The organism is Roseobacter sp. HKCCD5988 (genome assembly GCF_037830355.1).
Lineage (GTDB): Bacteria > Pseudomonadota > Alphaproteobacteria > Rhodobacterales > Rhodobacteraceae > M30B80.
In genome coordinates, this window is sequence record NZ_JBBLYJ010000001.1 from 1111791 (window position 1) to 1137420 (window position 25630).

Genomic DNA, 25630 nt, shown 5'->3' on the forward strand with positions numbered 1-25630 from the left:
ATGATCAATTTTATTGATGGCTTCAATTTCAAAGACCTTTTTGTTTTAGATCTCGCTAATAATCATCAAGGAGATTTACAGCATGCGTTGGAAATAATAAAGAAATGTTCTGATGTTGTCGATAAGATGGACGTCAAAGCAGGGATAAAGTTCCAATTTAGAGATCTTCCATCATTTGTGCATGAAAGTGAACGTGATAATTCAGACAATAGTCATGTCTCAAGATTTTTGTCTACTATGCTTTCGTGGTCAGATTTCAAAGTTATGAAGAATGCTGCTGACGAGGCTGGTCTAATAACAATCTGTACGCCATTCGATGAGGTTTCTGTACAGAAAATCATTGATATGAAGTTCGATATAATTAAGGTTGCAAGTTGTTCGGCCACCGATTGGCCGCTTTTAGAAAAGATTGCTAATGCTGGCTTGCCGATTATAGCTTCGACCGGTGGACTTGAGTTTGAACATATAGATAGGCTGGTTAGCTTCCTACAACATCGTGGATGTAACTTCGCTTTGATGCATTGTGTATCGATTTACCCAACGCCAGATTATGCATGCAACCTGAGAAATATTGCGGGTTTGAAGGAGAGATATCCAAATATAGTGATTGGTTGGTCGACGCATGAAGCGCCAGAGGACACGATACACGTTGGATTGGCGGCTGCATTAGGTGCTGAGATGTTTGAGCGCCATGTAGGGCTCGAAACCGAACACATCACACTGAACAAATACTCCTCAACGCCAGCACAGCTGACTGAGTGGATTTCCTCATATAAACGAGCGAGGATTTTACTTGGATCAAAGGAGAGGTCTGCTCCGCTGCCGCAAGAACGCGATGCACTTGATAGTTTGACCCGGGGAGTGTTTGCAAATCGTGAATTAAAAGTCGGAGAGAGGATATCTCGTAACGATGTTACATTCGCATTCCCGGCCAAGACTGGACAAGTTTTAACCGGTATGTGGAGCGATAATTTAATTGTAAAAGAGCCAATTTCGAACGGTGCTCCTGTCATTGCTAAAAAAATTAAATTTCCAGATATTACGCTGGAATCTATTTTAAAAGAAAACATCCATCATGTAAAAGCACTGTTAAATAAGGCAAATATATCATTAAATCCCCAGTTTACTACTGAATATTCTCACCATTATGGCATAAAGAATTTTTCTAAAGTGGGGGTTGTTCTAATAAACGTGATAAACCGAGATTATGCAAAAAAAATATTAGTACAATTGCCAGGTCAACAGCACCCGGCTCATTATCATAAAGTAAAGGAAGAAACTTTCTTGGTAACTTGGGGGACTTTGATTGTAACTGTCGAAGATAAAGAAACTATTATGAGACCTGGGGACGTGCTCACTGTTTATCCAGGCGTTTGGCATAGTTTCAAAACCGACACGGGTTGTGTCTTTGAAGAGATATCTACCAAAGCGATTAATGGGGATTCAGTTTATAGAGATCCCAAGATAAACAAACTCAGCGTTCAGGAGAGAAAGACCATTGTTGATCATTGGGGACGTTTTCAAATGCACAATAAGCTTACTAATAAATGAGCGCTCAAAGCATAGATAGGAAAATAAAAAATTTTTTTAGATAAAATATTCAAATACTTAAAGGTAAAAGGCTTAATTTTCTTTAAACTCTAGGTTTTTTGATTTGGACTTTAATTCCTTAAAAATCTACAGTGGGGCGCAAAATATTGCCTTAAATTTTTAATAATTGTAAACATATTTAATTATGAAAAATTTTTTTGTTGAAAATTGCAGTAGGAAGATGCCCTTATGATTAATGGTAAGAGAGTTTTGGCAATTGTGCCAGCACGTGGTGGTTCAAAAGGAATTAAAAATAAGAATTTATTGAAAATAAATGGAAAAAGTTTATTGGAACACGTTGCTACCGTTGTTGGAAGCATTGATGAAATAGACAAGTGTATCGTATCAACAGACAGTCACCACATTGTAAAAGATGCAGTAAAACATGGTTTATCTGCTCCGTTCATGCGTCCAAAAGAAATATCTGGTGATTTTATTGGTGATTGGGAGGTAATCCATCACGCTCTTCTTGAGGTTGAGCGAATAGATGGAGTGAACTACGACTATATAGTGATGCTGCAACCGACATCTCCTTTGAGAAAACCACATGAAGTTCGTGAAGCGTTGCGGTTGTTAGTTGATAAGAACTATACGTCTGTGTGGACGCTGTCGGAAAGCGACCCCAAATACCATCCACTAAAACAAATGAAATTGGATGGTACAGATATGACCCATTATTCTCCCTCGGGAAAAAAAATTGTTGCCAGACAGCAATTGGATAAATTGTACCATCGGAATGGTGTTGCATACGTTTTCACCCGAAATTGCATAGTCCAATCAAAGAACATTTGGGGAAACCGTCCTGGCGGATTGCGTCTCGTCGCTCCTCATATATCGATTGACACACTTGGTGACGTTAGGGCTATTGAAGCTTTGATTAATGGTAGCAATTGACGATTTGGAAGTACCAGTGAATTTACTTTATCCAGTCCTAAAAGAAATTAAGTTTTGGTTAACTAAGATTAAAAGCCGAAAAGTGGTCCCTGATTACACGGAATTAATGTCACAATGGAAAAATGTACTAAAAAACGGTTCTTCTCATATTACCCGAGAGGATAGTAAGCATGTTCTGTTTGTAACAGGATACGGATTAGGGTCCCATTATTACTTAATTGAGCCAATTTTAATAAATTCGTTAAGGCAACGCGGAGCTAAAATCAGTAGTTTAGTATGTGCGAAAAGCTTACCAGCTTGTGAATTGAATAAGAATGGAAATAACAAGCCTAAAGCTCCCCTAATAGCAAGGGAAGGGATCTTTAATAGCACAATAACCAGTAAGTGTAATTCTTGTACCGAAAATGTCACCCATGTTCTAAATGAGCTAGGGGTCGCTACCCATAAAATGAGTGTTTACATAACTAACGACGATTATAAACGTGCTGAAAGTATCGTTAAAGATATTGATTTAAAAAAATTTCGTAGTTTTGAGTTTGAAGGAATTTCGGTTGGGGAGGAGGCATTTGCTTCAATATTAAGGGCTACATTTAAAGGTCAGATAGGTGACGCACCTGCTGATGAAGCCTTAAAAAAGAGATACCTGTTAGCAGGCATATTAACCACTATTGCATATATTAATGCTTTTTCTACTTTGAAGCCTGATAAAATCGTTTGCATACATGGAATTTATCAAATTCATGGTTTAGCAGTAAAAGTTGCAAACAAGCTTAATATTCCAATTGATGTCATTGGGGGGGGAGGCATCAGGAAAAATACTATTATAGCTTGTCACGGAGAAACTTATCATCATCAGTTGATTAATGAGGATAATTCAATTTGGAATAAAAGAACTCTTTCTGAGGATGAGGTGAAACAGACTTTAAAGTACGCAGAGGCTAAGCGAACTTCTGGTGCCGGAGTGGACTACCTGTCGTATCATCCAAGTCCTATTGAAGACGAGTCTAAGCTGATTTCGTCCTTGAACATCGATAAACGCACCAAAATTGTGGCTGTATATACTAATGTAATCTGGGATGCGCAGGTTGTTTACAGCTCAAACGTTTTTGATGATATTTTTGATTGGCTTTGGACAACAATCGATGCCGCTGCACTTAACAAAAATATTACTCTTGTTGTTAGGATCCACCCAGCTGAGACCCGTGGTGGGATTCCAACAAAACAACCCATGTTGAATGAAATTTATAAGCGTTACCCAGTTTTGCCTGCAAATATTAGAGTAATACCACCGTCAAGTGACTTAAGTTCGTATACTCTCGCCTCACTGGCGGCGTTAAATATCATTTATGGTACTAAAATGGGATTAGAGATCGCGCTACTTAAATCGCCTTTAATTGTGGCTGGTGAAACATTTAGTAGAAACAAGGGGTATGGCTATGATGTCAAATCAAAGGATAAATACGTTAAAATACTACAAAACATCGAAAGTTTTGTGCAACACTATGATGAAGATCAGTGTTTTGACACAGCCGTGAAGTATGCTCATTACCTTTATTTTAGGAGAATGTTGGATCTTCCATTATTGTCTACTAAAGAAAAATCAGGATATCAGACTAGCCTATCGTTCATTAGCTTAGACTTTTTAAGGCCAAAAAATATGAAGACCTTAGACGTTATTTGTGATGGGATCCTTGACGATAAGAAGTTCTATATTCAATGACAATGCAGCTGCGTATATGGCGTAAATTTGGAAATATACATGGATAGAAATTTTGAAATACCGGTGACGGTTGTTATGCCAGTTTTCAACGGCATGCCCCACCTCATAACTCAAATAAATTCAATTCTAGTTCAGTTGCAAGAAAACGATGAGCTTTTAATAGTTGATGATTGCTCAACAGATGGTTCATTGGAATACCTGATTGAGACTCAGGCTCGTTCAATGCATGATATAAAAGTGTACAACAATAGTAAAAACATGGGCGTTCTAGAAAATATCAAGAAATTGATAAATCTCGCGCGATGCGACGTAGTAATATTCGCAGATCAGGATGATGAGTGGCTTCCATCAAAAATTATGGTCACTAAAAAGGAATACTCATATCAGGATCTATCACTTATGGTCCATAATGCTAAGTACATTTGTGAGAATAGTACTGATCCCCTGCATAATACTACAGCATTTCAGCACTTAAAAACGTCCAATCGATTCTTAAGAAATTTTATCAGAAATGGATTTATTGGGTGTTGTATGGCGATCAACCGAACGCATTTTCCAAAAAAAGTAATTGATAATATTCCTAATTCACCAATGCATGATTGGTATCTTTCAAGTTATTGTTTTATGAAAGGAAAAAAAGTACGAATAATTGATGAATGCTTAATAAACCATTATCGGCATTCTGGTGCTTTTACTTCAAAAAATATTCAATATTACAATAAGATTTACTCCAGATACAAATTATTAAAAGCAGTGTTAATTTGAAAGTTTCAGTATTAATTCTTACATTAAATGAAGAGCTGAACATTGCTGAATGTATCAGATCGGTTCAAGGTCTTACAGACGATATTATTGTGTTTGATTCCATCAGTTCTGACAATACCGTGAAGATCGCTTCCGATCTGGGTGCGCGGATAGTTGAAAGAGAGTTTTCTGGATGGGCAGCGCACCAAAATTGGGCCCTAAACAATATTAGATTTAAATATGATTGGGTCCTTTATGTAGACGCGGATGAGCGTGTAAGTACTGACTTGCTATATGAAATTTCTAACCTTGAGCCTGATGGTTTTAAGGCCTTTAAAGTTTTTCGAGATAATAGGTTTATATCTGGAGAATCTCTCAAATTCAGTATGAAGTGTCCAGGTATAGTAAGGCTGTTTACAGTAAATAATATTTTTTATCAAAGAGATATCAACCCTGTTGCATTTGTGGATGGAAAGGTAGGGAAATTAAAATCAAAGCTCATTCATTATAACTTTAGCAAAGGCGTTGATGAATGGCTTTTTAAGCATATAGATTATGCCAAACGTGAGGCTCTTGAGTTTCGAAATGGCCAATTTAATCAAAATTTACCCATTTTAAAGCGTCGGACAGCAAATATAGTCCGCTTTAGGTTTGTTTTAAGAATGATTTATCAACTTGTATTTAAATTAGGAATTTTGGATGGATATGCTGGATTTCGGTATTCTGTACTTATCAGTTTTTATGAACAGTTAATCGAGGAATATATGCGTTGAAACGGACTGTTTTTGGGTCATCTAACTTTTCAAAATACTCTAACGAAATCGACGTTTCAATTTTAAAGTCTTACTCGTTTGATTTGAGTAACTTTTATGGATATCACTCAGAAATTTTGATTGAGAAGGGTCTCATTTCTGAGATTACAAAGTTTCATCCCGCAGCTTGGTTTTGTTCAAAGAGACCACCCCTGTGGCGCTTATGCAACGTCATGAATAACATTTGTAGGCAACTTATGATATTCAAACCAAAATTGTTATTAGTTCGTGAGATATGCAAATTCTCTCATGCTTATCCAAATGGCTATATTGGGCTACACGATTTTAATTCATCGAGATATATGTCCTATCCGTCAACATTAAAATTTTGTAGATTACTGATAGATCTTGGTATTGACGAAAAACGACTCATAATTTGTGAAACGAAAAAGTCCGGTTGCATCATGTTTGAAGAATATATGATTTGCCCTGATAGCCGTCCGTTATACTATTTTGGAAAACATGATATTTCCGGATCTGTTCGTATAAAAAATTATTTTAGAAAATGAGGATTTTCATAAAAAATATTTTACTTTCTTCGGTTGTAGCATCTGACTGGGTTTTATTTAGTGCATTATCATCTCTTTCGTTATTTCTTGTTGGATTAAAAACGAAAATTTCAGTTGCCCGTTATTTAATACTTTTTATTTGGTATGCAATTATTATAGTCTTTACTATAAAGGGTTTAAATGAAAGCCCTTGGCAACATGTTCTTAAAAACTCGCTCTTCTTCTATATCATTCCACTTGCATCGCTCCTCAGGACAGGAACTTTTTTCTCTAAGCGCTTTGTAAATTTATTAATTTTGATAATTGTGGGACAATGCGTTGTCGTTGTTGCCCTGCATTCAATGGGTTATGAGGTGTTTCAGCGTGATGGCTGGTTCGTAAAATTTTTTGGACTTTATAGTTCTGGCGGTACTGTCGTTGGGAACAGATTTTATAATTATAATTTTACGTTATTGATGTGTTTGATTTTTATGAAGGTGGCGCTCCAACATAATTCGCTGAAGTTGGTTGACGTACTTATCATAATTTTTTCAATTGTATTCTCTGGATCAAAGGGCATTGTGCTTTCGGGTTTCGTCCTTGTATGCTACATCATATTAGCTGACGTAAAGAAAATTAATTTTTTAAAAATATTTACAATTATTTCTTGCGTTTCTGTCTTTGCAAATTTTTTTCCTTTATATGACCTATTTCTTGCAACCTTTGATCCTTCCGACATTTCAAACGTTACAAGGTTAACCGTGACACTTTCATTAATACAAAATACACTTACAATCTGGGGAGAGGGATTTGGAGCAAGTTTGCCTCAAGAGCTGATTAGAGACGTTTCAAGGCCATATGGATTCGAAATCTCTTACGTTTCATACTATCACAAGCTGGGCATTTTTTTCGTTCTATTAATGTTGCTGTTTCAATTACTTTTTGGAACAAGATGTATCTGGTATGCGTTGCCCATTTGGGTGACTGCATTGGGTAATCCGACCTTAACCCATTTAATGAATTTTATTTTTGTGTATTTGGCGGTGTGTACTAGCAGGCTCGTGAAATCGAAGTCTCGGGTGCGTAAGTAAAATTTTGTTAATTTACTGTGCTCTAAAAAAATGACATCCCTTATCAATTTAAGGTGCTGAAACGTGATTATTTCGAGTAATGTTCTTGGTAGGGGAGCGATTGCACAATCGTTGCGTCATGTTGCATCGGACTATCCGGGAACATTGTTTAATTGCGCTGGAATACCACACCCAAGTTTGATGTCGGACGAGAACATTAAACGGGAATGGTCCCATATTGAAAGCATCAAAAATTTAGCGCCCTATTTTGATCGTATAGTCCATGTCAGTACGCCCGCTGTTCTCGGTAATTTTATTGAAGATTATGATGAATCCGTTGAGTATGGAAATGGGGTTACTCTATATGGATATCATAAACGTAAAATTGAGAAATCATTGTGCCACAGCGCAAAGAATAATATTTTGATAGTCCGACTTTTTTCGTTTGTCTCTGTACAGCTTAAAAAACAAATTGTTTATGATGCGATTAGAAAATTAAAATTAGGAGTTCGTGATTTTCATATTTCAAAAGAACAGAAAAGATGTTTTGTTTGTGAGGAAGATTTCATTAGCATGATGAGATTTAGCTTGAATAATGAATTTTCGGGAATTGTAAATTTCACAAATTCAGAGGCAACACATTTGATAAATGCTGTCGAGTACATAGCTCAAGGATTAAATTTTCATATGAAATTGAAATTTCATCCTAATGATGATAATTTAAACTATATGAGTTTAGCATCAACAAAATCTCGATTATTTGATCGTGGGTATACAGTTAAGTATGTTGGATTATGTGCTCTTGATGAGGTAATTCGGTATTATGAAAATAATCATATTTAATGATAGGCCTGATTATATGGGAGGCAGCATCTATTATCAGCGTTTCAAGCGCATCATGGCGCTCAACAGCGTAGAAGTTCAAATTAAGACCATTCACCCAAGATACGTTGTAGCTGCAAGACTAGATCTACTGATTTGGAAGACAATTGGAATTTCATTTTTAAGTATTTTTAGACTGATAACTGTATCAAAACATAATAGTCGACTTGTTTATGGATCAAACTTTTTCCCTCCACAATTTATAAAAAGATTACTTGGGATAAAAAGTATTTCTTGGTTTCCAGATTTTCAAGTACATGATTTTCCAGAGTTTTTCTCGAGATCTCAGGTAAAGCGTAGAGTGAGATTTGAGAATAAATTAATCGATTACAGTGACCTAATCGTGGTGCAAAATAATTTTGATAAAATAAGACTGCATAAAATTGCCCCAAGAAAACGAGTTTGTGTACTTAGCTTTTTTGAAGATCATATTTCACACCCAAAATCTGATTCTATAAAAGATATTAAAGCGCATTGTAAGAAAGAATATATTTTGGTTGCTGCTCAATCCTGGGCACATAAAAGAGTTGACGAAGTTGTTCAGGCGTATGATCAATCAGATCAGAAAATTGGCCTAATTGTAATAGGTAAGTTGTTTGATCCAAGAAACACAGCTTATACTAAACGTTTAAAACAACTAATGTCTGACTCAAGTGCAAATTTTTTGGGATATGTCAGCAACTCGGAAAAATTTGAATTGTTTGCTCGCTGTAAAGCTCTTTTGAATTACTCCTTGTATGAGGGGTGGAATTCCTCAGTCGAAGAGGCGCTAGCCTTCAATAAGCCGATTATTTTAAGCGATACATCATTCCATCGTGACCAAGTAAGTAACGCCATGTTTGTAAATTCAAAACAGGAGCTAAGTGATATTTTTTCAAAAAAAATGCCAATAGAATGTAATGTTGATTTTAGCCATGAATTGATGCGAAGGAAAATTATTGTGAAAGATTTTGTAAAGGAGTTAAAAGCGTTGTGAAAGTTTTGATTGTGGGTTTTGGACTTGCTGGAATATATGCTGCTAGTGCATTGCAGGATCATGAGCTTGAAATTATTTCTGCAGATATAGGATTGGATGGTCAAATCGGATTTGGACGAGTCGAGCAATGGGGCGGAGTTTTGTATCACTTCGCAGATGTATACTGCTATTCAAGGAAAATGTTTCAATTTTGCAACATTGGGTCTCGTAATATAAATATAATCGGATCGAGGTTAAATGTTAATATAGCTCAAAATAAAGGAGTTCTTTTCAAAGGAAGAGAAGCATGGTTTAAGAAGTCGGCTTTTAGTCTTATGTCCAGAGCGAAATTTTCTTACGGCGTTTTAAAATACGTTAATTCCGAAAAGCTCATTTTTTCTGATTATTCGATCAAAATTAATAATTATGACAAAATCTTTATTTTAATTGACCATATAAACCTTTTAAAAATTTTGCAAGAAAGTAAAATATTGGATGATGAAGTATTTTTTGGTGATCATTTCTCAAAAGTTGTTTATTTAAAGGATACGTACGACACACATTTTTTGCATGCGGGAAAATTGCAGATAAAAAGACAGCCGTTTCTCGGTATTCGTGGAAATTTGGAGTACTATCACTCAATTCCAATGATATATAATCCAAGATTTGAAGAATTCATCAACTTAATCATAGCTCGTAATGTCATAGGTGCATTAATTTTGGCCATTTCATCCTTACATCAGAAGTGGGTTTGGTGGGCTCTCATATCGGCAATATTTGTTATTAAATTACGGAATTTAGTGCAAAAAAGTGATGTGGTAACGAAACACGATCGTGATATACGGCCGCGCGATCGCCTGCTCAAAATAAAAAGTGGACAAATTTATTCGGCGTCAGCTCTTGATGATTATCAATCTATTTCGCACGAATATGGGATTGACGACATGAATCATGAAAAATTATTGGCGTTTTGTTCAAGGGTTCCAAACCTCTCATTCAATCCAAGTGTATTTTTGCGAAGTTTGGGCCCGGCTAATGTCACGTTGCCAATCTTGCAGCTGCTTGAAGATGAACTACGAGATGTAAATGTTTAATATATACTACAAGATTGTTATTAAACTATGTAAACCTCTTTTTTTAAATATATTTTTATTTGAATCTCGTTTACGGAGTTTGCGTAAAAATTGTGATCTTATTGAGGCAAAGAACTTAACTGCGGAAGCTGGATTCCACTTTCATTTTTTGGTATGTCCCTGGGAGGGGACTAGGGTGCCATGGTATCAACTATATTTGGCGTCACTGATCAGTAAAAATGGTTGCAGAGTTTCTTTCATTATTGAAAGTTTTTCATATGTTTATTACCCAATACATCTGGTTTTTGTATTCATTTTTCGTCAAAGGATTATTGATGAAAAAAGTAGGAACTCTCAAACTATCAATCAATTGACTTTTGCGGAGCGGAGGGCATGTTATGAAAATATTAAAGCAAATATAACTTGGTATACAAAAAGCGAGCTTGTGTGGAGAAGTTGCCATTCAATTTTTAAAAATTTTTATTACAGGCGTCAATGTTTACACTATGTTAAGGTAAAATTGAAAATATCTCAACTTGGTTGTGATGACGTTATTGTTATTCCTGGTGGAGTTTTAAGTCCATCTTTTTCCTACGTTCTCGCATGTAATAATTGTAAAATAAAGTATTATACATACGATTCCGGTTCAAACGGACAGGTTATTTTTGCGAGAGAGGGCGTGGCTGCACACTTAGGTGAAGTTGAATCTTTTGATTTTAGCTCAATGAGCAGTTCCCACTCTCATATTATACAGAAATCTGCAGATAAACTTATTTCAGATAGAATGGGTTCAAGAGATATATTTAAATATCAGAAAGTAAAAAGGGGTAGCAACGATCTTTCAAATTATTTGGACCCTTCTAAATTGAACATATTAGTGCCACTGAGTTGTCCTTGGGACGCAGCGTCATTAATGCGCAGGGACGTCTATGGAACCGAATTTAGTTTTGTGAAAAAAATTTTACAAACCTACAAGAATGAAAATATTATTATAAGAGTTCATCCGATAGAAAGATTGCGTAGCAACTCGCGGTACGATGATATTTTTAAACTTTATAAAATTCATAGCAATGTGAAAATCATATCAGCCGACACGGCCGTTAATACATACGACTTAGTCGAAGCGGTAGACATGGTTATCTCACGCAATACATCATTAGGCGCAGAGTCCTTCATACTAGGAAAAACCTCAGTTTCATCCACCATTTCTTACTGGAATGACACTGTTGGCCTTTATCCAACGTCGCTTGACCCGGATTTAGTTAAGATGCGCTATGCCATTGCTCAACATTATAATTGGAATTTCCCTTCTGTTAATTTAACTAACGTTTCTTTTGACGAAATTGACGCTAATTCCTTTGATGTTTTTACCGATATGGCGTTACACTATAAGCGTCATATTGATGTAAAACTTGATCGTATTATAGAAAAATAAATGCCAAGATTTACGATTATTACTGCTACAAGAAATTCAGAGCGTACAATCCAACGATGTATTGACTCTATTGAAAGGCAAACATTCAGGGATTTCGAGTGGATTGTAATTGACGGAAATTCAACAGATCATACATTGGAAATCATTCAAAATTCAAGTATGCTGCCAAACAAATTATTAATACAAGATCCTATGGGCATTTACACTGCATTGAACAGTGGCGTCGATCTGGCTTCTGGTGACTACACGCTTTTTTTACATTCAGATGATTTTTTTTTAGATTGTAATTATTTAAAAAATTACTCTGATTCAATAATTTCGAGTTCAGGAAATATTTCTTTTTTATATTCGAACGTCCTTTTTATCAATAACCATGATAAGGTTGTAAGAGAGTGGCATGGGAAGTACTATTCCCCAATCCAGCTTTTCTTGGGCTGGATGCCCCCACATACAACAGTTTGTGTAAGGACGTCTTTTTTGAAAACGAATAATATTTTATTTAGTGATGAGTATCAGATTGCGTCAGACTACGATTGGTGTTTGAAATGCTTTAAGTTTTTATGCGATAGGGAAATAATGTATGTAAAAAGTGGTATTATCGCGATGTCTGCTGGTGGAGCAAGTAATGGTAGCTTAAAAAAATACTTAAGGTCGTTTCGTGAGGATCTATCAATCGCCCGCAAGTATTTTGGTTGTTTTTATTTTTTGACAGTACTATCTAAGCGCATCCGAAAACTTAAGCAAATCACGATGGGGGGTTCACGTGTTTAAAAAAATTATTTCTGAATTCTCTTATCTTAAAAGAGATCGATACTTCTATGAAAAGATAATTCGTAACCAATTTGAGATTGGATTTCAAAATATTTTAATCGGCGCAAATGAAAGGTTTTCACCGCGTTTCAAAGGCTTTTCTCAGGGTGAAGAGGACTTTTTTCTGTATGTTTTATCGCGGATTCTTGGCTTGAATTCATTTTTGGAATTTGGGGTTGAGGACTGGCGGGAATCAAATACAAGAATTCTTAGCTCGCTGATCAACGGTAGATACTGTGTAATCGATGGTAGTGCAAAAAATATAACCAAGATCCAGAAATCTCGGGAATTCTATTCTGCAAACGTCTTGGCTCTCCAATCGTGGATTACAGTTGAAAATATCAATAACTTAATTGTTTCGGCCAGTTCTGCACTATCAACGGAATTTGACGTAATTTCTGTCGACTTGGATGGAAATGATTATTGGGTGTTGAAAGAGATAACTTGTAAGCCAAAAGTGTTAATTGTTGAGTATAACAGTTTATTTGGTGATTTAAAAAAGATTTCAACTCCCTATAAAGAAGATTTCAATCGATTTAGTTTTGATGCCTCTGGTTGTATTTATGGTGCAAGCTTCTTGGCGTTTAAGTCATTGTTGAGCGAAAAAGGTTATTCCTTGTTTCATGTGTCTGAAATGGGAAACAATATGATTTTTTTACAGAATGATCTTGTTCCTCTCGTTGTCAAAATCATTAAAGGGAGTCCATGCTTCAGGGAAATTTCCTACAGGGAAATGCATGAGAATGGTGTGAAATCATTCGCGTTCTTTTCGGATGCTCGTAAATATGTTGAAGCCAATAGCTCTAAGTATATTGATTTGGATAAAGGTAATTTTGAGTGATAATTAGTACGCTCGTGCGTCCAGTCTTAAAGAGTGTGTGGTGTTTATGGGGTTAAGCTTTGTGTTCAGATTTACTCGTATTCGTTTTCAATTGGCTAATGCGTTAAAGCGTGTTCGTTTTTTTTGTGTTTTTGGCAAGAAGGGTTGGCTTGAAAGCGATGTCACCCTTAACATTCAGGGGCGGATGATGGTTGGGAAAAACTGCAAAATTGGCAGAGGAACCAAAATTAATGTTGCTAAGGACGCGTTTTTTTTTCTGGCTGATAATGTTTTCATTGGCGCAAACTGTCAGATCGAGGTTAGCCAGTCGGTCGAAGTTGAGAGAGATGTTACGGTGTCTGATAACGTATTTCTGGCAGATGTCACTCATCGTTTTCCCTGTGTTGGTCTTTCGGGCGAGAGGGATCTCGTTAACTTGAGCTCGATAACCATTGCTGAAGGGTGCTGGTTAGGTCGAAATGTCGTCGTTAATCCTGGGTGCTCAATCTCTAGTTTTAACATCATCGCAGCCAATTCAGTTGTTACAAAGTGCATCGTCGGAAGCTGGGGCTTACATGGGGGCGCTCCAGCTAGGTTGCTAAAGCAACTTGAAATGAAAAATTGATTTGAGCCTTTAACTCTGTAGCCCGTTAGGCCTCTAAAACTTTGCAAACCTCACGAAAAATATTAAAAAGAGTGGGATTCGTGAAATCGAAGCAGCATAATGTACTAGATTAGAAAGGCGCTTCTAATTGAGCCTCCCCCACTGAACCGGTCCACTGCTATGTTTAGGAAACGGAGGACCATGAATGGCAAACAAATGGCCAAAGCCCGAAGAGATCGTTACAAAGTTACGTCAAGTTGAAGTGTTGATTGGGCAAGGATTGTCCCGTCTTGATGCGATCAGACAAATTGGTGTTGTTGAGCAGACCTATTATCGCTGGCGCAGACAGTATGGCGGTATGGGCGTTGATCAATTGAAAGCGCTTAAACGTCTACAAAAAGAGAATGAACAGCTGAGAAGAGCTGTTTCTGATCTGACACTCGATAAGCTGATCTTAAGAGAAGCTGCACGGGGAAACTTCTAAGCCCCGCTCGTCGCAGGGCATGTATTGATCATGTTCGCACGCAATTGGATGTTTCAGAGCGCAGAGCCTGTCGTGTGCTTGAGCAACATCGGTCCACACAACGTAATCCCCCAAAAGGGCGTGCGGATTAAGAGAGACTTGTTGCGGATATGATTGAGTTTGCCCGACAGTATGGCCGCTATGGCTATCGCAGAGTGGCCTACCTTCTGAGAGAGGTGGGTTGGTCAGTCAGCGATGGTCGCATTGAGAGGCTGTGGCGACGAGAGGGGCTCAAAGTTCCACCTAAGCAACCCAAGAAAGGACGGCTCTGGCTGAATGACGGTTCATGCGTCCGTCTTCGCCCCCAGTACCGCAATCATGTTTGGAGCTATGATTTTGTGCACTGCAGAACGGATGACGGGAGACCGTTTCGAACCTTAAACATTATCGATGAGTACAGTCGGGAATGCTTGACCATCAAAGTTGAGCGGAAACTGAACTCCACGAATGTGATTGATGCCTTAACAGATCTGTTCATCTTGCGTGGGCCACCTGCATACATTCGTTCTGACAATGGGCCTGAGTTCGTTGCTCTAGCGGTCAGAGATTGGATTACGGCTGTTGGCTCAAAAACAGCTTATATCGAACCTGGAAGCCCGTGGGAAAATGGATATTGCGAAAGCTTTAACGGCAGGTTCCGTGATGAGCTTTTGAATGGCGAAGTCTTCTACACGCTACGAGAAGCCCAAATCATCATTGAAAAATGGAGACAGCACTACAACACAAAGAGACCGCACAGTGCATTGGGCTATCGCCCACCCGCTCCTGAAGCCATCATACAAATGGATCAGAGGCCAAATATGCACTAACTATAAACTTGGACCGGTCAAATGAGGCTGCTCACTTGTTCAAGTTACTTCGCTGATCATATAAAAATAGCTAACCTCTTTCAAAAAATAGTAACTTTCATATCTTATTCTTAATAGCTCTAATAAAAATTATAAAAAAATATAGTGAATCTGATAGATTTTTAATCTGCATAATAAAGAGTTTCAGGAATAGATGATCGAGGCGAAGAAATATAAGCATGCCAACACATTGGACGAAATAAAGCATCTTGGTAAGGACGCGTTTAGCTTACCTTTGGGATATAGAGATGGCCATTAGCTAGGAGAGGAAAAAATGATACTAGAAAATCCTAACTTTAAAAATATTCTTTTCAATAATTTTGAAATTTCTACATATGTATCCGAACATAAAATTGCTGATTTGGTTGGTGTTGACTTAAATAATTATGGCACAGTAGAAAAGAAAATAATAAAGGATCCATCCTATAGTGTAAATCCAGATTTGCTCGAAGCTTTCGTAGCAGAAATCGATGATCTTAGTAGGTTACATTGGTTGGTAAATACACGTAAAGTTACAACTATTTTGGAGTTTGGCTTAGGGAAGTCCACGATAGTATTTAATGATGCTTTAATGAAAAATAAGCTGCGTGATCGAGATCTCATAAAAGATATCTTGCGAAGAAATAATCTGTATGAGTGCCATTCAGTAGATAACTATCAACGATGGATAGATGAAGTTGAATCTAATAACAGATTAGAATTAGTAGCGTATCATAAATCAGATCTTATAATGGGTGAATTCAACGGAAGGGTTTGCACATATTATGATCCTGTACCGAATTTATGTCCTGACTTCATTTACCTTGACGGTCCTGACCAGTTTTCACCATTGGATAGCGTAAGGGGCATAACTACAAACCACAAAGATCGCATGCCAATGTCTGCTGATATATTATCTTTTGAACATTTCCTTTCACCTGGAACTTTGATTGTGATTGATGGGCGTACGGCGAACGCTAGATTTCTAAAAACAAATTTGCAACGAGATTGGATTTATTGCCATGATCAAGACGCTGACCAGCATTATTTTGAACTACTTGAAGAGCCACTTGGAATTTATAACAAAAGACAGTTAGAATTCAACTTGGGATCTTCGTATTTCAAACGATTAAATGAGATGACCAGAGCCAAATTCACTTGATTATATTTTATAATATTGATTATTAAATCGATGACCGTATTATATGTGCTATAAAAGCTATCGAAAGTATAATTTTTTTAAGAAATATCTATAAATAATTTAATTTTTTAATAAATTATTGTAAATAGGTTTAAAATTCAAGCGTCTTGAGATTTGCGTAGATTTGGGTCGCTTATGGAGTTTATAATATTAAGTGATTTTGAAAGGGCCAATAAAAATCTAGATCTGCCCAGTGCTGAAGGAAGTCACGCAAGTACAATGGATTCTCTCTTAAGATTTCTGGGGATATAAAGACATCATCGTTGCAGTGAGTTACAAAGTTCTTGAAAATCAGGTGAATAGAATTCACGACAAACTCAGCTGATAATTGGCGCAGGGAACTAAATTTGAAAAATGAATTTTAATATTTTTAATAAAAGTGAAAAATTTTCTGAACGCGCGGCATCTAACGTGGAGTTATCACTTCTAGCGTTAACGCTTTTTTGTCTTCCGCTATACGAGGCTCCAAAAAATATCTTTAGTATATTGTTTTTATTAGTTTGGGCCTTTCAATCTTGGAAATCAAAATCGCTTGGTGGTTCATCGCCGTTTGATTTACCCATCTTGGTGCTAGCGTTGGTGCTCTGGGTGTCTCCCTTTTTTTCAGGTTTTTCATCTTTTGTTTCGCCGTTGGATTCTGCACCGCGTTGGTCCCTCCTGGCATTGTTTGTTTTATCATCATCACGCTTGAATTACACTGAGCGGCAGTTGATGGTAATTTGGGGCGCATTGATGATGGGTGGTATCTATGCTGTCATAGATAGTTTTTATCAATGGGACCCCGATTATAAAAATTATCCCGAGTTTCGCTCGGTGGGCCATGTCAACCACTCTTCCATGTATTCGTTAATTCCACTTGCAGCGGGACTCGGTGCGTTGAAGATGAGGGATTATTGGTTTAAGTGTTTGGGCTTACTTTCTATTTTCTCGACAATTGTTTTTTTGCCGGCATCTCGAAGTATTGTTGGCCTTGTCTCAGTGTTATTCATTGTAACTTTTTCTTTTATCATTATATTTCTAAGGGGGCGCTCTTGGATATATAAAATTAATTTTGTTTTCTTGTTTTTATTCAGTGTTAGTTTTTTGTTCTTACTCCCACAATTCGCGGATTTGCGTGATGAAATCCGAAGCGATATCTTGAGTGGTGACATTTTTTCAGGTCGTTTAGGTATCTTAAACTCTGCTCTAGCTGTCTGGGATAAGCACCCTTTTATTGGCACCGGGTGGAACAGTTTTGGTGTCGCGACTTCGAGAGAAGTTGTGCAGCATGCGCTAAATGATAGTGGTATTGCATACTCGGCGGGTCGATATCAGCATGCGCCCCATGGACATAATCTTTTTGTAAACATTCTCATTGAGCGTGGCTTAGTGGGCGTGGTAATGGTGGCGACTTTATTGTTACTATATTTTAAAACATTCCTACCAATCGCGTGGAGATTAGGCGAGATCGACCGTACCGATGTTGGGAGTGCATTATCGGTTGTCTTAGTTGCTTTAGGATTTGCAGTTGCGGGATTGGGCAACACGACCATGATGAACGAACACGGCCACGCTGGGATGGCGTTCATTAGTGTGGCTTATGGATATCTAAGGGGCAGGGGGCTTTTGCCGTACAAACCGGATTGATGCCTGATACCTGGTCTCAATCGCATAGCCCATTGGTGCGTTGCGACGAGACGCCCTCCTAAAATAATAGACAGTAGTTCGCGTTCTGATATTCAGGGTGTTTTATGTTGAAGACCACTGTCAATAGTGTAGTGATTGTAGCATGTTTTTGGCTTCTGGTTTCCTTACAAATTCCGTCTACGTATTTGGCGCGTCGCTCGCACTGAGTGTGTTGCTCATCTTTGCTCGGCTCGGACGCGGAGCATCAGACTTGATTGCCGTGCAGGCGTCACACACTCGGCCTACGTCTCGCCTTGGCGGGGTCGCAGTATTTTTGGCAGTGTTTGCTGGTACGTGGTTCTGGTTCTCTAGTCCCTCTGTGTCGTCAAGCTATCAGCTCTTCCTCTTGGTGTCGGCGCCGCTATTTGTGGCGGGCGTGGCAGAGGACTTGGGCTACCCAATTGGGGTGCGGCTGCGCCTTTTGGCGGCCGTTGTCTCAGGAGCCGCTTTCGTCGCGGCGTTTGGGCAGTGGCTCCCGCGGCTTGATATTCCGATTGTTGACCTAGGCATGGCAATGCCAATCATTGCGATCCCCTTTACGGTGCTCGCCTGCGCTGGCGTGGCGCACGCCTTCAATCTCATCGACGGACTAAACGGATTGTCTTCTTTTGTCTCGATGGGCATATGCTTCTCGCTCATGGTGATCTGCGCACAGGTCGGTTTGTCTGCTCACTTTCAAGCCCTGGGGCTCCTTTTGGCGGCCCTGTCGGGCTTTTTTGTGGTGAACTTTCCATTTGGGCGCGTGTTCTTGGGAGATGGCGGCGCATATGTCATCGGGCACATACTAGTGTGGACCTCAGTGTCGATTGTCTGGAACTCTCAGCAGGTGTCTGCCTTCGCGATCCTCTTGATATTCTTCTGGCCGATTGCCGACACCCTTTTGGCAATCTGGCGCAGAACAGTCCGGGGTGCGGATATGACACGCCCCGACCGGCTGCACTTCCACCAGCTGGTAATGCGCGGCCTCGAGATATCTATAATTGGGCGAGGACGCCGACATATCGCCAATCCGCTCGCCGCTGCAATGGTCGTGCCAATGGCATTGGCTCCGATGTTCGCAGGCGTACTGTTCTACGACGACGTGACCGCCACGGTCTGGCTCTCGATCGTGGCATTTTCCTGCTTCTTCTTGACATACATCGCCGGGATGCGCTGGTCTCAGCGCGGGCGCGGGCGCGGGCGCGGGCGCGGGCGCGGGCGCGGCGAGGAATAATTCACTCGCATTCGACTAAATTGCATCGCCATGCAGCTCAGTTATTGTTAGGTGGATGTTAGTATAGGTGGGTGCTCTGATGAATAAGATTTTAGTCTGTGGAGGCGCTGGATATATCGGCAGCCACGTGACATTGAGCCTCCTGCGAAAGGGCCAAACGCCCGTCATTGTCGACAATTTTGCAAACAGCGACCCGTCAGTGATAGGCCGATTGAACTCACTTGCGGGAGTACAGATCGAGTGCCACGAGGTCGAATTGGCCGACGAGGCAGCAGTCTCCCGCACCTTTCAGGAGGTTAAGCCGTCGGCCGTGATACAATTGGCGGGCCTCAAGTCTGTCGGGCAGTCGGTGGCCAATCCCACCGATTACTACTCCGTCAATTTGGGTATCACACTCAACATCCTCTCTGCGATGGAGCGGTATTCCTGTGACCGGATCGTCTTCTCGTCATCAGCCACCGTCTACGGTGAGCCTGAATATGTGCCGATTGACGAGGCGCACTGCGTTTCGCCCATAAATCCGTATGGCCGGACGAAGTATTTTCAGGAGGAGATCATCCGGGACTGGGTTGCGGCAGGCGAGCTGTCATCGGCTGTCATCCTGAGGTATTTCAATCCGGTTGGAGCCGATGCATCTGGTGTCATAGGTGAGGATCCCAGCGGTATTCCCAATAATTTGATGCCAATCCTGGGCGACACTGCCGCCGGCATCCGAAAAGAGGTTGAGATATTTGGTGGAGACTACGCGACGCGAGATGGTACGTGCGAGCGCGACTACATACACGTCTCGGACCTTGCTGATGCGCACGTGGCGGCCTTGGCATGTGACCCTGAAGATAAATTCGAGGTATTCAACGTCGGGACGGGCAGGGGGGTGACGGTCCGCGAGGCGATCGATGCCTACTCCAGCGCTCTGGGCCGGCCACTGCCGGAGCGAATGGGAGCACGAAGAGAGGGCGACGCAGCTTCGAGCGTCGCGGCTAACGAGAAGATCGTGTCCCGCCTCAATTGGCGCCCGCTTCGAAGCTTCGAGGATGCCTGCAGGGACGATGTTAGGTGGCGCTCACAGAAGTCAAAGTCGAATAGTATGTGACGTGGGCTGAGAGCCCGCAGATGCCTCGGCCGATCCTTCAAATGTCACGAAACGCCGATTATGCGACGCGGGGGGATTTTTAAAAAAGACTGCCGGTGAGTGATTTCATAAGTGGTGAGCACTGTGGTGGCGTGCTTGAAAGGCACTCTATTTGGTGCTAAAAAAGGCACTCAATAGGAGGCGAATTTATGGTCAGTCAAGTTCTCACAGAATTCACAGCAAGTGTCACGGAATTGAAAAAAAATCCGATGGGGACTGTCGCGTCTGGAGGCGGGGCGCCAGTGGCAGTCTTAAACCGGAACGCGCCGGCATTCTACTGCGTGCCGGCGGACGTGTACGGCCAAATGCTAGAGGCACTGGAAGACGCTGAGCTTAACGCGCTCGCAGACACGCGAGGCGAGGGGCCATTTGTGAGTGTTGATCTGAGTGACTTATAGTCTCGAGTTTCACGTGGCCGCGCTGCGTGAGTGGAAGAAGCTCGGGGCGACAAGCAGGGCGCAGTTTAAGGCAAAGCTCAGTGAGCGTCTTGTTGCCCCTCACGTGCCGGCAGACCGTCTGTCTGGCGGAAGAAATCGCAATAAAATAAAGTTGCGCTCCTCTGGATATCGCCTCGTTTACAGCGTTGATGACAATACCATCACAGTGAGGGTAATTGCCTTCGGAAAGCGAGAGCGCGGGACTGTGTATCGCTCTGCCGATGCGCGTGAGTGAACTTCGCCTTAACGAAAAGTGGTTTATACACCAATTAGGTGCCGGTCGGCCGTCAAATCGTAATAATTGCCTCCACGCTCTTCCCTCGAGTTACCTCTATCGGTTAGGTGTGCTTAAAGAGTTTGCTCTATTGCAAAGTTAGGGGTCGAATTTGATAGCTAGCCCGACTAAAATTCCTGGTCTTTTGTCGATTTCCGTGTCCCGCCACGGCGACGGGCGTGGATTTTTTGCTGAAACGTACAGTCACAGGGCTTATGCTCAGGCTGGTATAGAGACCGTGTTCGTGCAGGATAATCACTCAGTTTCGGAATTTGCTGGGACTGTGAGGGGGCTCCATTACCAATCCCCTCCTCACGCCCAAGCCAAACTCGTGAGATGTGGGCGGGGTAGTCTATTTGATGTGGCGGTGGATATCAGAGTTGGGTCGCCCACTTATGGTCAGTGGCATGGCGAGGTGCTGTCGTCCGAAAACGGGCGTCAGCTCTACATACCGTCGGGTTTTGCCCATGGATTTGTGACACTCGAGGATGACACCGAAATTGTCTACAAGTGCTCCGATTTCTACGCGCCGGAGTGCGAGGGGGCGGTTCGGTTTGACGACCCAGATATAGGGATTGATTGGCCAATTATTGACCGTAGCACCACAATTTCCGAAAGGGATGCGATTGCGCCTCTGTTGGGCGATGTGACGTCACCGTTTAATTTTGAGGCATGGACATGAAGCTCCTTGTGACAGGTGGCGCCGGCTTCATTGGCTCTGCGGTCGTCCGGCATGCCATAGGCGCTGGTGTGTCTGTCGTCAACGTTGACGCTCTCACTTACGCGGCAAATATCGACAGCGTTAAGTCGATTAGCGGGTCTGATCTGTATCACTTTGAACACGTCGACATTCGAGATCGTGCGGCGCTCGATGGGGTTTTCTCGCGGCACTGTCCCGACGCCGTCATGCATCTCGCGGCTGAGAGCCACGTGGATCGCTCGATTGATGGCCCAGCTGACTTTGTGTCGACCAATCTCTTGGGTACCTTTAATCTATTGGAGGCGGCGCGGAGCTATTGGGACGCAGTTGGACAACATCGCCACTTCCGGTTCCACCACGTGAGTACTGACGAAGTATTCGGCTCTCTGCCGAGCGATCCAAGCGTGAAATTCACTGAATGCACACCGTATGATCCTCGCAGCCCCTACTCGGCGTCTAAGGCTGGGTCTGACCACTTGGTGAGGGCGTGGTACCACACTTACGGTTTGCCAGTTGTGATGACCAATTGTTCGAATAACTATGGGCCCTATCATTTCCCTGAAAAGCTCATTCCGGTGGTCATCATTAACGCGCTGCATGGCCGACGGATACCGGTCTATGGCGACGGACAAAACATACGAGACTGGTTATTCGTCGAGGATCACGCCCGCGCACTCATGGCGGTGCTACGAGAGGGCAAGGTCGGAGAGAGTTACAATATCGGTGGCGACAGTGAGGCCTCTAATATCGATATTGTTCGCATGATTTGTGAGATATTGGACAACCGTCTCACTCGAGACAGAGGCACTTACGCAGACTTAATTGAATTCGTCGCCGACCGACCCGGGCACGACCGCAGGTATGCAATAGACGCCAAAAAGATCCGACAGGATCTAGGGTGGGAGCCGTCAGTGACTTTAGAGCGCGGGCTTGAGATGACTGTGAGCTGGTACATCGACAATGAGGACTGGTGGCGGCCCCTCTTGGATCGAGACGGTGTTGGAAATCGTTTGGGAATGGCGCGCAAATGATCCTCGTCTTGGGATCCACTGGCCAGGTCGCATCTGAGCTGAAGCGACTGCCGGGCGTTTTCGCTGTCGGCAGGCCCGATGTCGATTTTTGTGATCTCGCGTCGATATCCGAGGTGATAGAGCGTGCCAGCCCGCTGGCTGTCATAAACGCTGCTGCCTACACCGCAGTCGACGCCGCGGAGGACGAAGCCGACGTCGCCCATCGAATTAATGCATTAGCCTCGGGTGAGGTGGCCCGCGTGTGCAGGGCCCTTGATATTCCAATCGTCCACATATCGACGGATTACGTTTTCGATGGCCGAGGCACACGCCCATATCTCCCGGAAGATGCGTGCAATCCACTGGGTGTATACGGAGCGAGTAAGCGTGCGGGGGAGGAGGCTATTTTGGCATCTGGCTGCCGGCACGCCATCCTCCGCACGTCGTGGGTTTTTTCGCGCTATGGCTCTAACTTTGTGAAGACTATGCTGAGGCTCGGCGGGGAGCGTGGACAGCTCTCAGTTGTGAGTGACCAAATTGGCTGTCCCACGTCTGCGGCGTCTATTGCCAATTGCTGTGTTGAAATCGCGAAGAACATGATCGCGGACAGAAGCATTTGCGGAACTTTTCATTTCTCCGGAGCGCCGCAGGTGAGCTGGTTCGAGTTCGCTCGAGAGATCTTTGAAATATCTGGCTCAGAGGTGGATTTGACGCCTATTGCCACTGACTCATACCCGACAAAGGCGCAGCGGCCTCTGTATTCAGTGTTAGACTGTCAGTCAACGCGAGAGACGTTCGGAGTGACGCAACCTGATTGGAGGGGCGACCTCGTGAGAGTAATAAAGGAAATAGGTGACGCAAATGTTTGATCGCAAGGGCATTATTCTCGCGGGTGGCTCCGGAACACGGCTCTACCCTCTGACGCTCGCTGTGTCGAAGCAGCTCATGCCTGTCTACGACAAGCCAATGATATACTATCCCCTGAGCATCTTGATGCTGGCCGGTATTCGAGAAATTCTTGTTATCACGACCCCAGACGATCAGGACCAATTCAAGCGGCTCTTGGGGGATGGAGAGGCTTGGGGGCTCAAGATCCAGTATGCGGTTCAGGAGCATCCAAATGGCCTCGCCGAGGCCTATCTCATCGCAGAAGATTTCCTCGCGGGTGCTCCATCGGCCCTAATTCTTGGGGACAATATCTTTCACGGCTACGGGCTCACCGAAATGCTTCGTAACGCCGCGCGCCAGATGTCTGGTGGATCAGTTTTTGGGTATCACGTCGCAGACCCGCGTCGCTATGGCGTGGCAAGTTTTAGCGATGACGGCACTCTCACGTCGATCGTTGAGAAACCTGATAAGCCGCCGTCTTCCTACGCCGTGACCGGCCTGTATTTTCTCGATGGCACGGCAAGTGAACGCGCTAAAGCCGTTCGGCCTTCCAAGCGTGGCGAGTTAGAAATTGTTGAGGTTTTGACGTCCTACATATCTGAGGGTTCACTTCTCATGACAAAACTTGGCCGGGGTCACACTTGGCTTGACACTGGGACGCATGACAGCCTAAACGACGCCTCCAATTACGTCCGCACTATCCAAAAAAGCCAGGGCGTCAGGGTCTGCAGTCCAGACGAGATAGCGTTTCAGTCGGGCTGGATTTCCGAGAAGCAGATGTCCCGAAACATTGAACTTCTATCCAAGACGGATTACGGGCAGTATTTGAAAAGTTTACTTTAGTTTACACGCATTAACGCTGCCCACTTTATGACAAAATTACATCCGCGCCTTGCATCGTGTGGAGAGTGTATTAAGAGGGTGTTGGGTGAAATGTCGGATAATTGATCGGTCCTATTATGCGTAAGTTGAGGAAGGCAGTGTTTCCGGTTGCGGGCTTTGGAACGCGGTTTCTGCCTGCAACTAAGGCAATGCCCAAAGAACTGCTGCCAATTGTAGACAAGCCGCTGATACAGTACGCGGCGGAGGAAGCTATAGCCGCTGGCATTGACACTCTCATCTTTGTGACTGGGCGCAATAAGCGTGCAATCGAGGATCACTTCGACAATAACCAGGAGCTCGAGATGGCACTGCGCGCCAAAGGAAAGCACGAGCAGGCTGACATGGTCAAAAATATCCTGCCGGAGGGAATTGAGTGCATTTTCGTGCGGCAGGCAGAGCAGCTGGGCCTCGGCCACGCGGTTCTGTGCGCTGAGAGAGTGGTCGGCAGTGAGCCATTCGCCGTACTCCTAGCGGATGATTTTTTAACGGGGGAGGGGGAGGGCGCGACGGCGGAGCTTGCGCGCGCTTTTGAAGCATCTGGGCGCACTCAGCTGAGCGTGATGGAAGTGAACGGCTCGGACATCTCAAAGTATGGCGTCGTGGTTCCTGGGCCGGCTTCTGGATCCGTAGCCGGCCTTGTCGAGAAGCCGAACGCTGAAGATGCGCCGTCGAACTTGGCGAGTATCGGCCGATATGTCCTCACTCCAGATATTTTTGACATATTGCGCGCACAGAAGCCCGGCGCAGGTGGGGAGATCCAGCTCGCTGACGCGATTAATGCTCAGGCAGCAAATGGCGCTGTGGAGGCTGTGACACTTCGAGCCCGCCGTTTTGATTGCGGCAGTGTTCAGGGCTATCTTGATGCCATAATAGCGGTCGCGGGGCGGTAGTCAGTCTTTGATTGCAGTGGCCTGCTTGTGGCTCTGCCCAAGACATATGGCTGTCATCTGATCTGTTAGCTTCTTATTCAGGTCCAGAGTT

The 25630-nt window shown here is 42.5% G+C and carries 23 protein-coding genes and 1 pseudogene; all 24 read left to right on the forward strand.

Annotation, left to right across the window (positions count from 1 at the left end; translation table 11 throughout):
- The 24 genes and pseudogenes from AAC636_RS05570 to galU all read left to right on the forward strand — a co-directional run bounded on the left by AAC636_RS05570 (position 1) and on the right by galU (position 25539).
- Positions 1–1551, forward strand: coding sequence for an N-acetylneuraminate synthase family protein (locus AAC636_RS05570; RefSeq protein ID WP_340300685.1), 1551 nt, complete (start codon positions 1–3; stop codon positions 1549–1551).
- Positions 1552–1779: 228 nt separating this feature from the next.
- Positions 1780–2484 (forward strand): acylneuraminate cytidylyltransferase family protein, encoded by a 705-nt coding sequence (locus tag AAC636_RS05575; RefSeq protein ID WP_340300686.1) that lies wholly within the window; start codon positions 1780–1782, stop codon positions 2482–2484.
- Complete coding sequence (locus AAC636_RS05580; RefSeq protein ID WP_340300687.1) at positions 2471–4204, forward strand: hypothetical protein; 1734 nt, start codon at positions 2471–2473, stop codon at positions 4202–4204. Before AAC636_RS05575 ends, AAC636_RS05580 begins: the two co-directional genes overlap by 14 nt.
- A gap of 39 nt (positions 4205–4243) precedes the next feature.
- Complete coding sequence (locus AAC636_RS05585; RefSeq protein ID WP_340300688.1) at positions 4244–4969, forward strand: glycosyltransferase; 726 nt, start codon at positions 4244–4246, stop codon at positions 4967–4969.
- Positions 4966–5721 (forward strand): glycosyltransferase family 2 protein, encoded by a 756-nt coding sequence (locus tag AAC636_RS05590; RefSeq protein WP_340300689.1) that lies wholly within the window; start codon positions 4966–4968, stop codon positions 5719–5721. Before AAC636_RS05585 ends, AAC636_RS05590 begins: the two co-directional genes overlap by 4 nt.
- Positions 5722–6265: 544 nt before the next feature.
- On the forward strand, positions 6266–7339 hold the full coding sequence (locus tag AAC636_RS05595; RefSeq protein WP_340300690.1) for a hypothetical protein: 1074 nt from the start codon (positions 6266–6268) through the stop codon (positions 7337–7339).
- 63 nt (positions 7340–7402) lie between these two features.
- On the forward strand, positions 7403–8161 hold the full coding sequence (locus AAC636_RS05600) for a hypothetical protein (protein WP_340300691.1): 759 nt from the start codon (positions 7403–7405) through the stop codon (positions 8159–8161).
- 16 nt (positions 8162–8177) lie between these two features.
- A complete protein-coding gene (locus tag AAC636_RS05605; protein WP_340300692.1) occupies positions 8178–9176 on the forward strand; it encodes a glycosyltransferase in 999 nt (332 codons plus the stop codon).
- Positions 9173–10249, forward strand: a complete 1077-nt coding sequence (locus tag AAC636_RS05610) for a hypothetical protein (RefSeq protein WP_340300693.1) — start codon at positions 9173–9175, stop codon at positions 10247–10249. The genes AAC636_RS05605 and AAC636_RS05610 overlap by 4 nt, the downstream gene beginning before the upstream one ends.
- On the forward strand, positions 10242–11663 hold the full coding sequence (locus AAC636_RS05615) for a hypothetical protein (RefSeq protein WP_340300694.1): 1422 nt from the start codon (positions 10242–10244) through the stop codon (positions 11661–11663). The genes AAC636_RS05610 and AAC636_RS05615 overlap by 8 nt, the downstream gene beginning before the upstream one ends.
- Entirely contained in the window at positions 11664–12434 is a 771-nt protein-coding gene (locus AAC636_RS05620; RefSeq protein ID WP_340300695.1) for a glycosyltransferase, read from the forward strand. It begins immediately after the preceding gene.
- On the forward strand, positions 12427–13314 hold the full coding sequence (locus AAC636_RS05625) for a hypothetical protein (RefSeq protein ID WP_340300696.1): 888 nt from the start codon (positions 12427–12429) through the stop codon (positions 13312–13314). The genes AAC636_RS05620 and AAC636_RS05625 overlap by 8 nt, the downstream gene beginning before the upstream one ends.
- 46 nt (positions 13315–13360) lie before the next feature.
- Positions 13361–13918: an acyltransferase gene (locus AAC636_RS05630; protein ID WP_340301096.1), complete on the forward strand. Its 558-nt coding sequence runs from the start codon at positions 13361–13363 to the stop codon at positions 13916–13918.
- Positions 13919–14102: 184 nt separating this feature from the next.
- Positions 14103–15229, forward strand: a pseudogene (locus AAC636_RS05635) (IS3 family transposase).
- Positions 15230–15542: 313 nt separating this feature from the next.
- Positions 15543–16409 carry a hypothetical protein gene (locus AAC636_RS05640; RefSeq protein WP_340300697.1) on the forward strand — a complete coding sequence of 289 codons (867 nt, stop codon included), beginning with the start codon at positions 15543–15545 and terminating at the stop codon, positions 16407–16409.
- A 393-nt stretch (positions 16410–16802) separates the two neighbouring features.
- On the forward strand, positions 16803–18074 hold the full coding sequence (locus tag AAC636_RS05645) for an O-antigen ligase family protein (protein ID WP_340300698.1): 1272 nt from the start codon (positions 16803–16805) through the stop codon (positions 18072–18074).
- 142 nt (positions 18075–18216) lie between these two features.
- Positions 18217–19326, forward strand: a complete 1110-nt coding sequence (locus AAC636_RS05650; protein ID WP_340300699.1) for an MraY family glycosyltransferase — start codon at positions 18217–18219, stop codon at positions 19324–19326.
- Between the two features lie 79 nt (positions 19327–19405).
- Positions 19406–20419, forward strand: coding sequence for a UDP-glucose 4-epimerase GalE (gene galE / locus AAC636_RS05655; RefSeq protein ID WP_340300700.1), 1014 nt, complete (start codon positions 19406–19408; stop codon positions 20417–20419).
- 450 nt (positions 20420–20869) lie between these two features.
- Entirely contained in the window at positions 20870–21130 is a 261-nt protein-coding gene (locus tag AAC636_RS05660) for a type II toxin-antitoxin system RelE family toxin (protein WP_340301097.1), read from the forward strand.
- Between the two features lie 151 nt (positions 21131–21281).
- Entirely contained in the window at positions 21282–21851 is a 570-nt protein-coding gene (gene rfbC, locus AAC636_RS05665) for a dTDP-4-dehydrorhamnose 3,5-epimerase (RefSeq protein WP_340300701.1), read from the forward strand.
- Positions 21848–22900 (forward strand): dTDP-glucose 4,6-dehydratase, encoded by a 1053-nt coding sequence (gene rfbB / locus AAC636_RS05670; RefSeq protein ID WP_340300702.1) that lies wholly within the window; start codon positions 21848–21850, stop codon positions 22898–22900. The genes rfbC and rfbB overlap by 4 nt, the downstream gene beginning before the upstream one ends.
- Positions 22897–23748, forward strand: a complete 852-nt coding sequence (rfbD, locus tag AAC636_RS05675; RefSeq protein WP_340300703.1) for a dTDP-4-dehydrorhamnose reductase — start codon at positions 22897–22899, stop codon at positions 23746–23748. Before rfbB ends, rfbD begins: the two co-directional genes overlap by 4 nt.
- Entirely contained in the window at positions 23741–24610 is an 870-nt protein-coding gene (gene rfbA, locus AAC636_RS05680; RefSeq protein WP_340300704.1) for a glucose-1-phosphate thymidylyltransferase RfbA, read from the forward strand. The genes rfbD and rfbA overlap by 8 nt, the downstream gene beginning before the upstream one ends.
- A 116-nt stretch (positions 24611–24726) precedes the next feature.
- Positions 24727–25539 (forward strand): UTP--glucose-1-phosphate uridylyltransferase GalU, encoded by an 813-nt coding sequence (gene galU, locus AAC636_RS05685; protein WP_340301098.1) that lies wholly within the window; start codon positions 24727–24729, stop codon positions 25537–25539.
- Positions 25540–25630 lie beyond the last annotated feature (91 nt).

Excerpts from the sequence above, each read along its gene's own strand:
- AAC636_RS05570 (WP_340300685.1), top strand. The coding sequence starts at position 1 with ATGATCAATTTTATTGATGGCTTCAATTTCAAAGACCTTTTTGTTTTA.
- AAC636_RS05575 (WP_340300686.1), top strand. The coding sequence starts at position 1,780 with ATGATTAATGGTAAGAGAGTTTTGGCAATTGTGCCAGCACGTGGTGGT.
- AAC636_RS05580 (WP_340300687.1), top strand. The coding sequence starts at position 2,471 with ATGGTAGCAATTGACGATTTGGAAGTACCAGTGAATTTACTTTATCCA.
- AAC636_RS05585 (WP_340300688.1), top strand. The coding sequence starts at position 4,244 with ATGGATAGAAATTTTGAAATACCGGTGACGGTTGTTATGCCAGTTTTC.
- AAC636_RS05595 (WP_340300690.1), top strand. The coding sequence starts at position 6,266 with ATGAGGATTTTCATAAAAAATATTTTACTTTCTTCGGTTGTAGCATCT.
- AAC636_RS05605 (WP_340300692.1), top strand. The coding sequence starts at position 8,178 with ATGGGAGGCAGCATCTATTATCAGCGTTTCAAGCGCATCATGGCGCTC.
- AAC636_RS05615 (WP_340300694.1), top strand. The coding sequence starts at position 10,242 with ATGTTTAATATATACTACAAGATTGTTATTAAACTATGTAAACCTCTT.
- AAC636_RS05620 (WP_340300695.1), top strand. The coding sequence starts at position 11,664 with ATGCCAAGATTTACGATTATTACTGCTACAAGAAATTCAGAGCGTACA.
- AAC636_RS05630 (WP_340301096.1), top strand. The coding sequence starts at position 13,361 with ATGGGGTTAAGCTTTGTGTTCAGATTTACTCGTATTCGTTTTCAATTG.
- AAC636_RS05640 (WP_340300697.1), top strand. The coding sequence starts at position 15,543 with ATGATACTAGAAAATCCTAACTTTAAAAATATTCTTTTCAATAATTTT.
- AAC636_RS05645 (WP_340300698.1), top strand. The coding sequence starts at position 16,803 with ATGAATTTTAATATTTTTAATAAAAGTGAAAAATTTTCTGAACGCGCG.
- AAC636_RS05650 (WP_340300699.1), top strand. The coding sequence starts at position 18,217 with ATGTTTTTGGCTTCTGGTTTCCTTACAAATTCCGTCTACGTATTTGGC.
- galE (WP_340300700.1), top strand. The coding sequence starts at position 19,406 with ATGAATAAGATTTTAGTCTGTGGAGGCGCTGGATATATCGGCAGCCAC.
- rfbB (WP_340300702.1), top strand. The coding sequence starts at position 21,848 with ATGAAGCTCCTTGTGACAGGTGGCGCCGGCTTCATTGGCTCTGCGGTC.
- rfbD (WP_340300703.1), top strand. The coding sequence starts at position 22,897 with ATGATCCTCGTCTTGGGATCCACTGGCCAGGTCGCATCTGAGCTGAAG.
- rfbA (WP_340300704.1), top strand. The coding sequence starts at position 23,741 with ATGTTTGATCGCAAGGGCATTATTCTCGCGGGTGGCTCCGGAACACGG.
- galU (WP_340301098.1), top strand. The coding sequence starts at position 24,727 with ATGCGTAAGTTGAGGAAGGCAGTGTTTCCGGTTGCGGGCTTTGGAACG.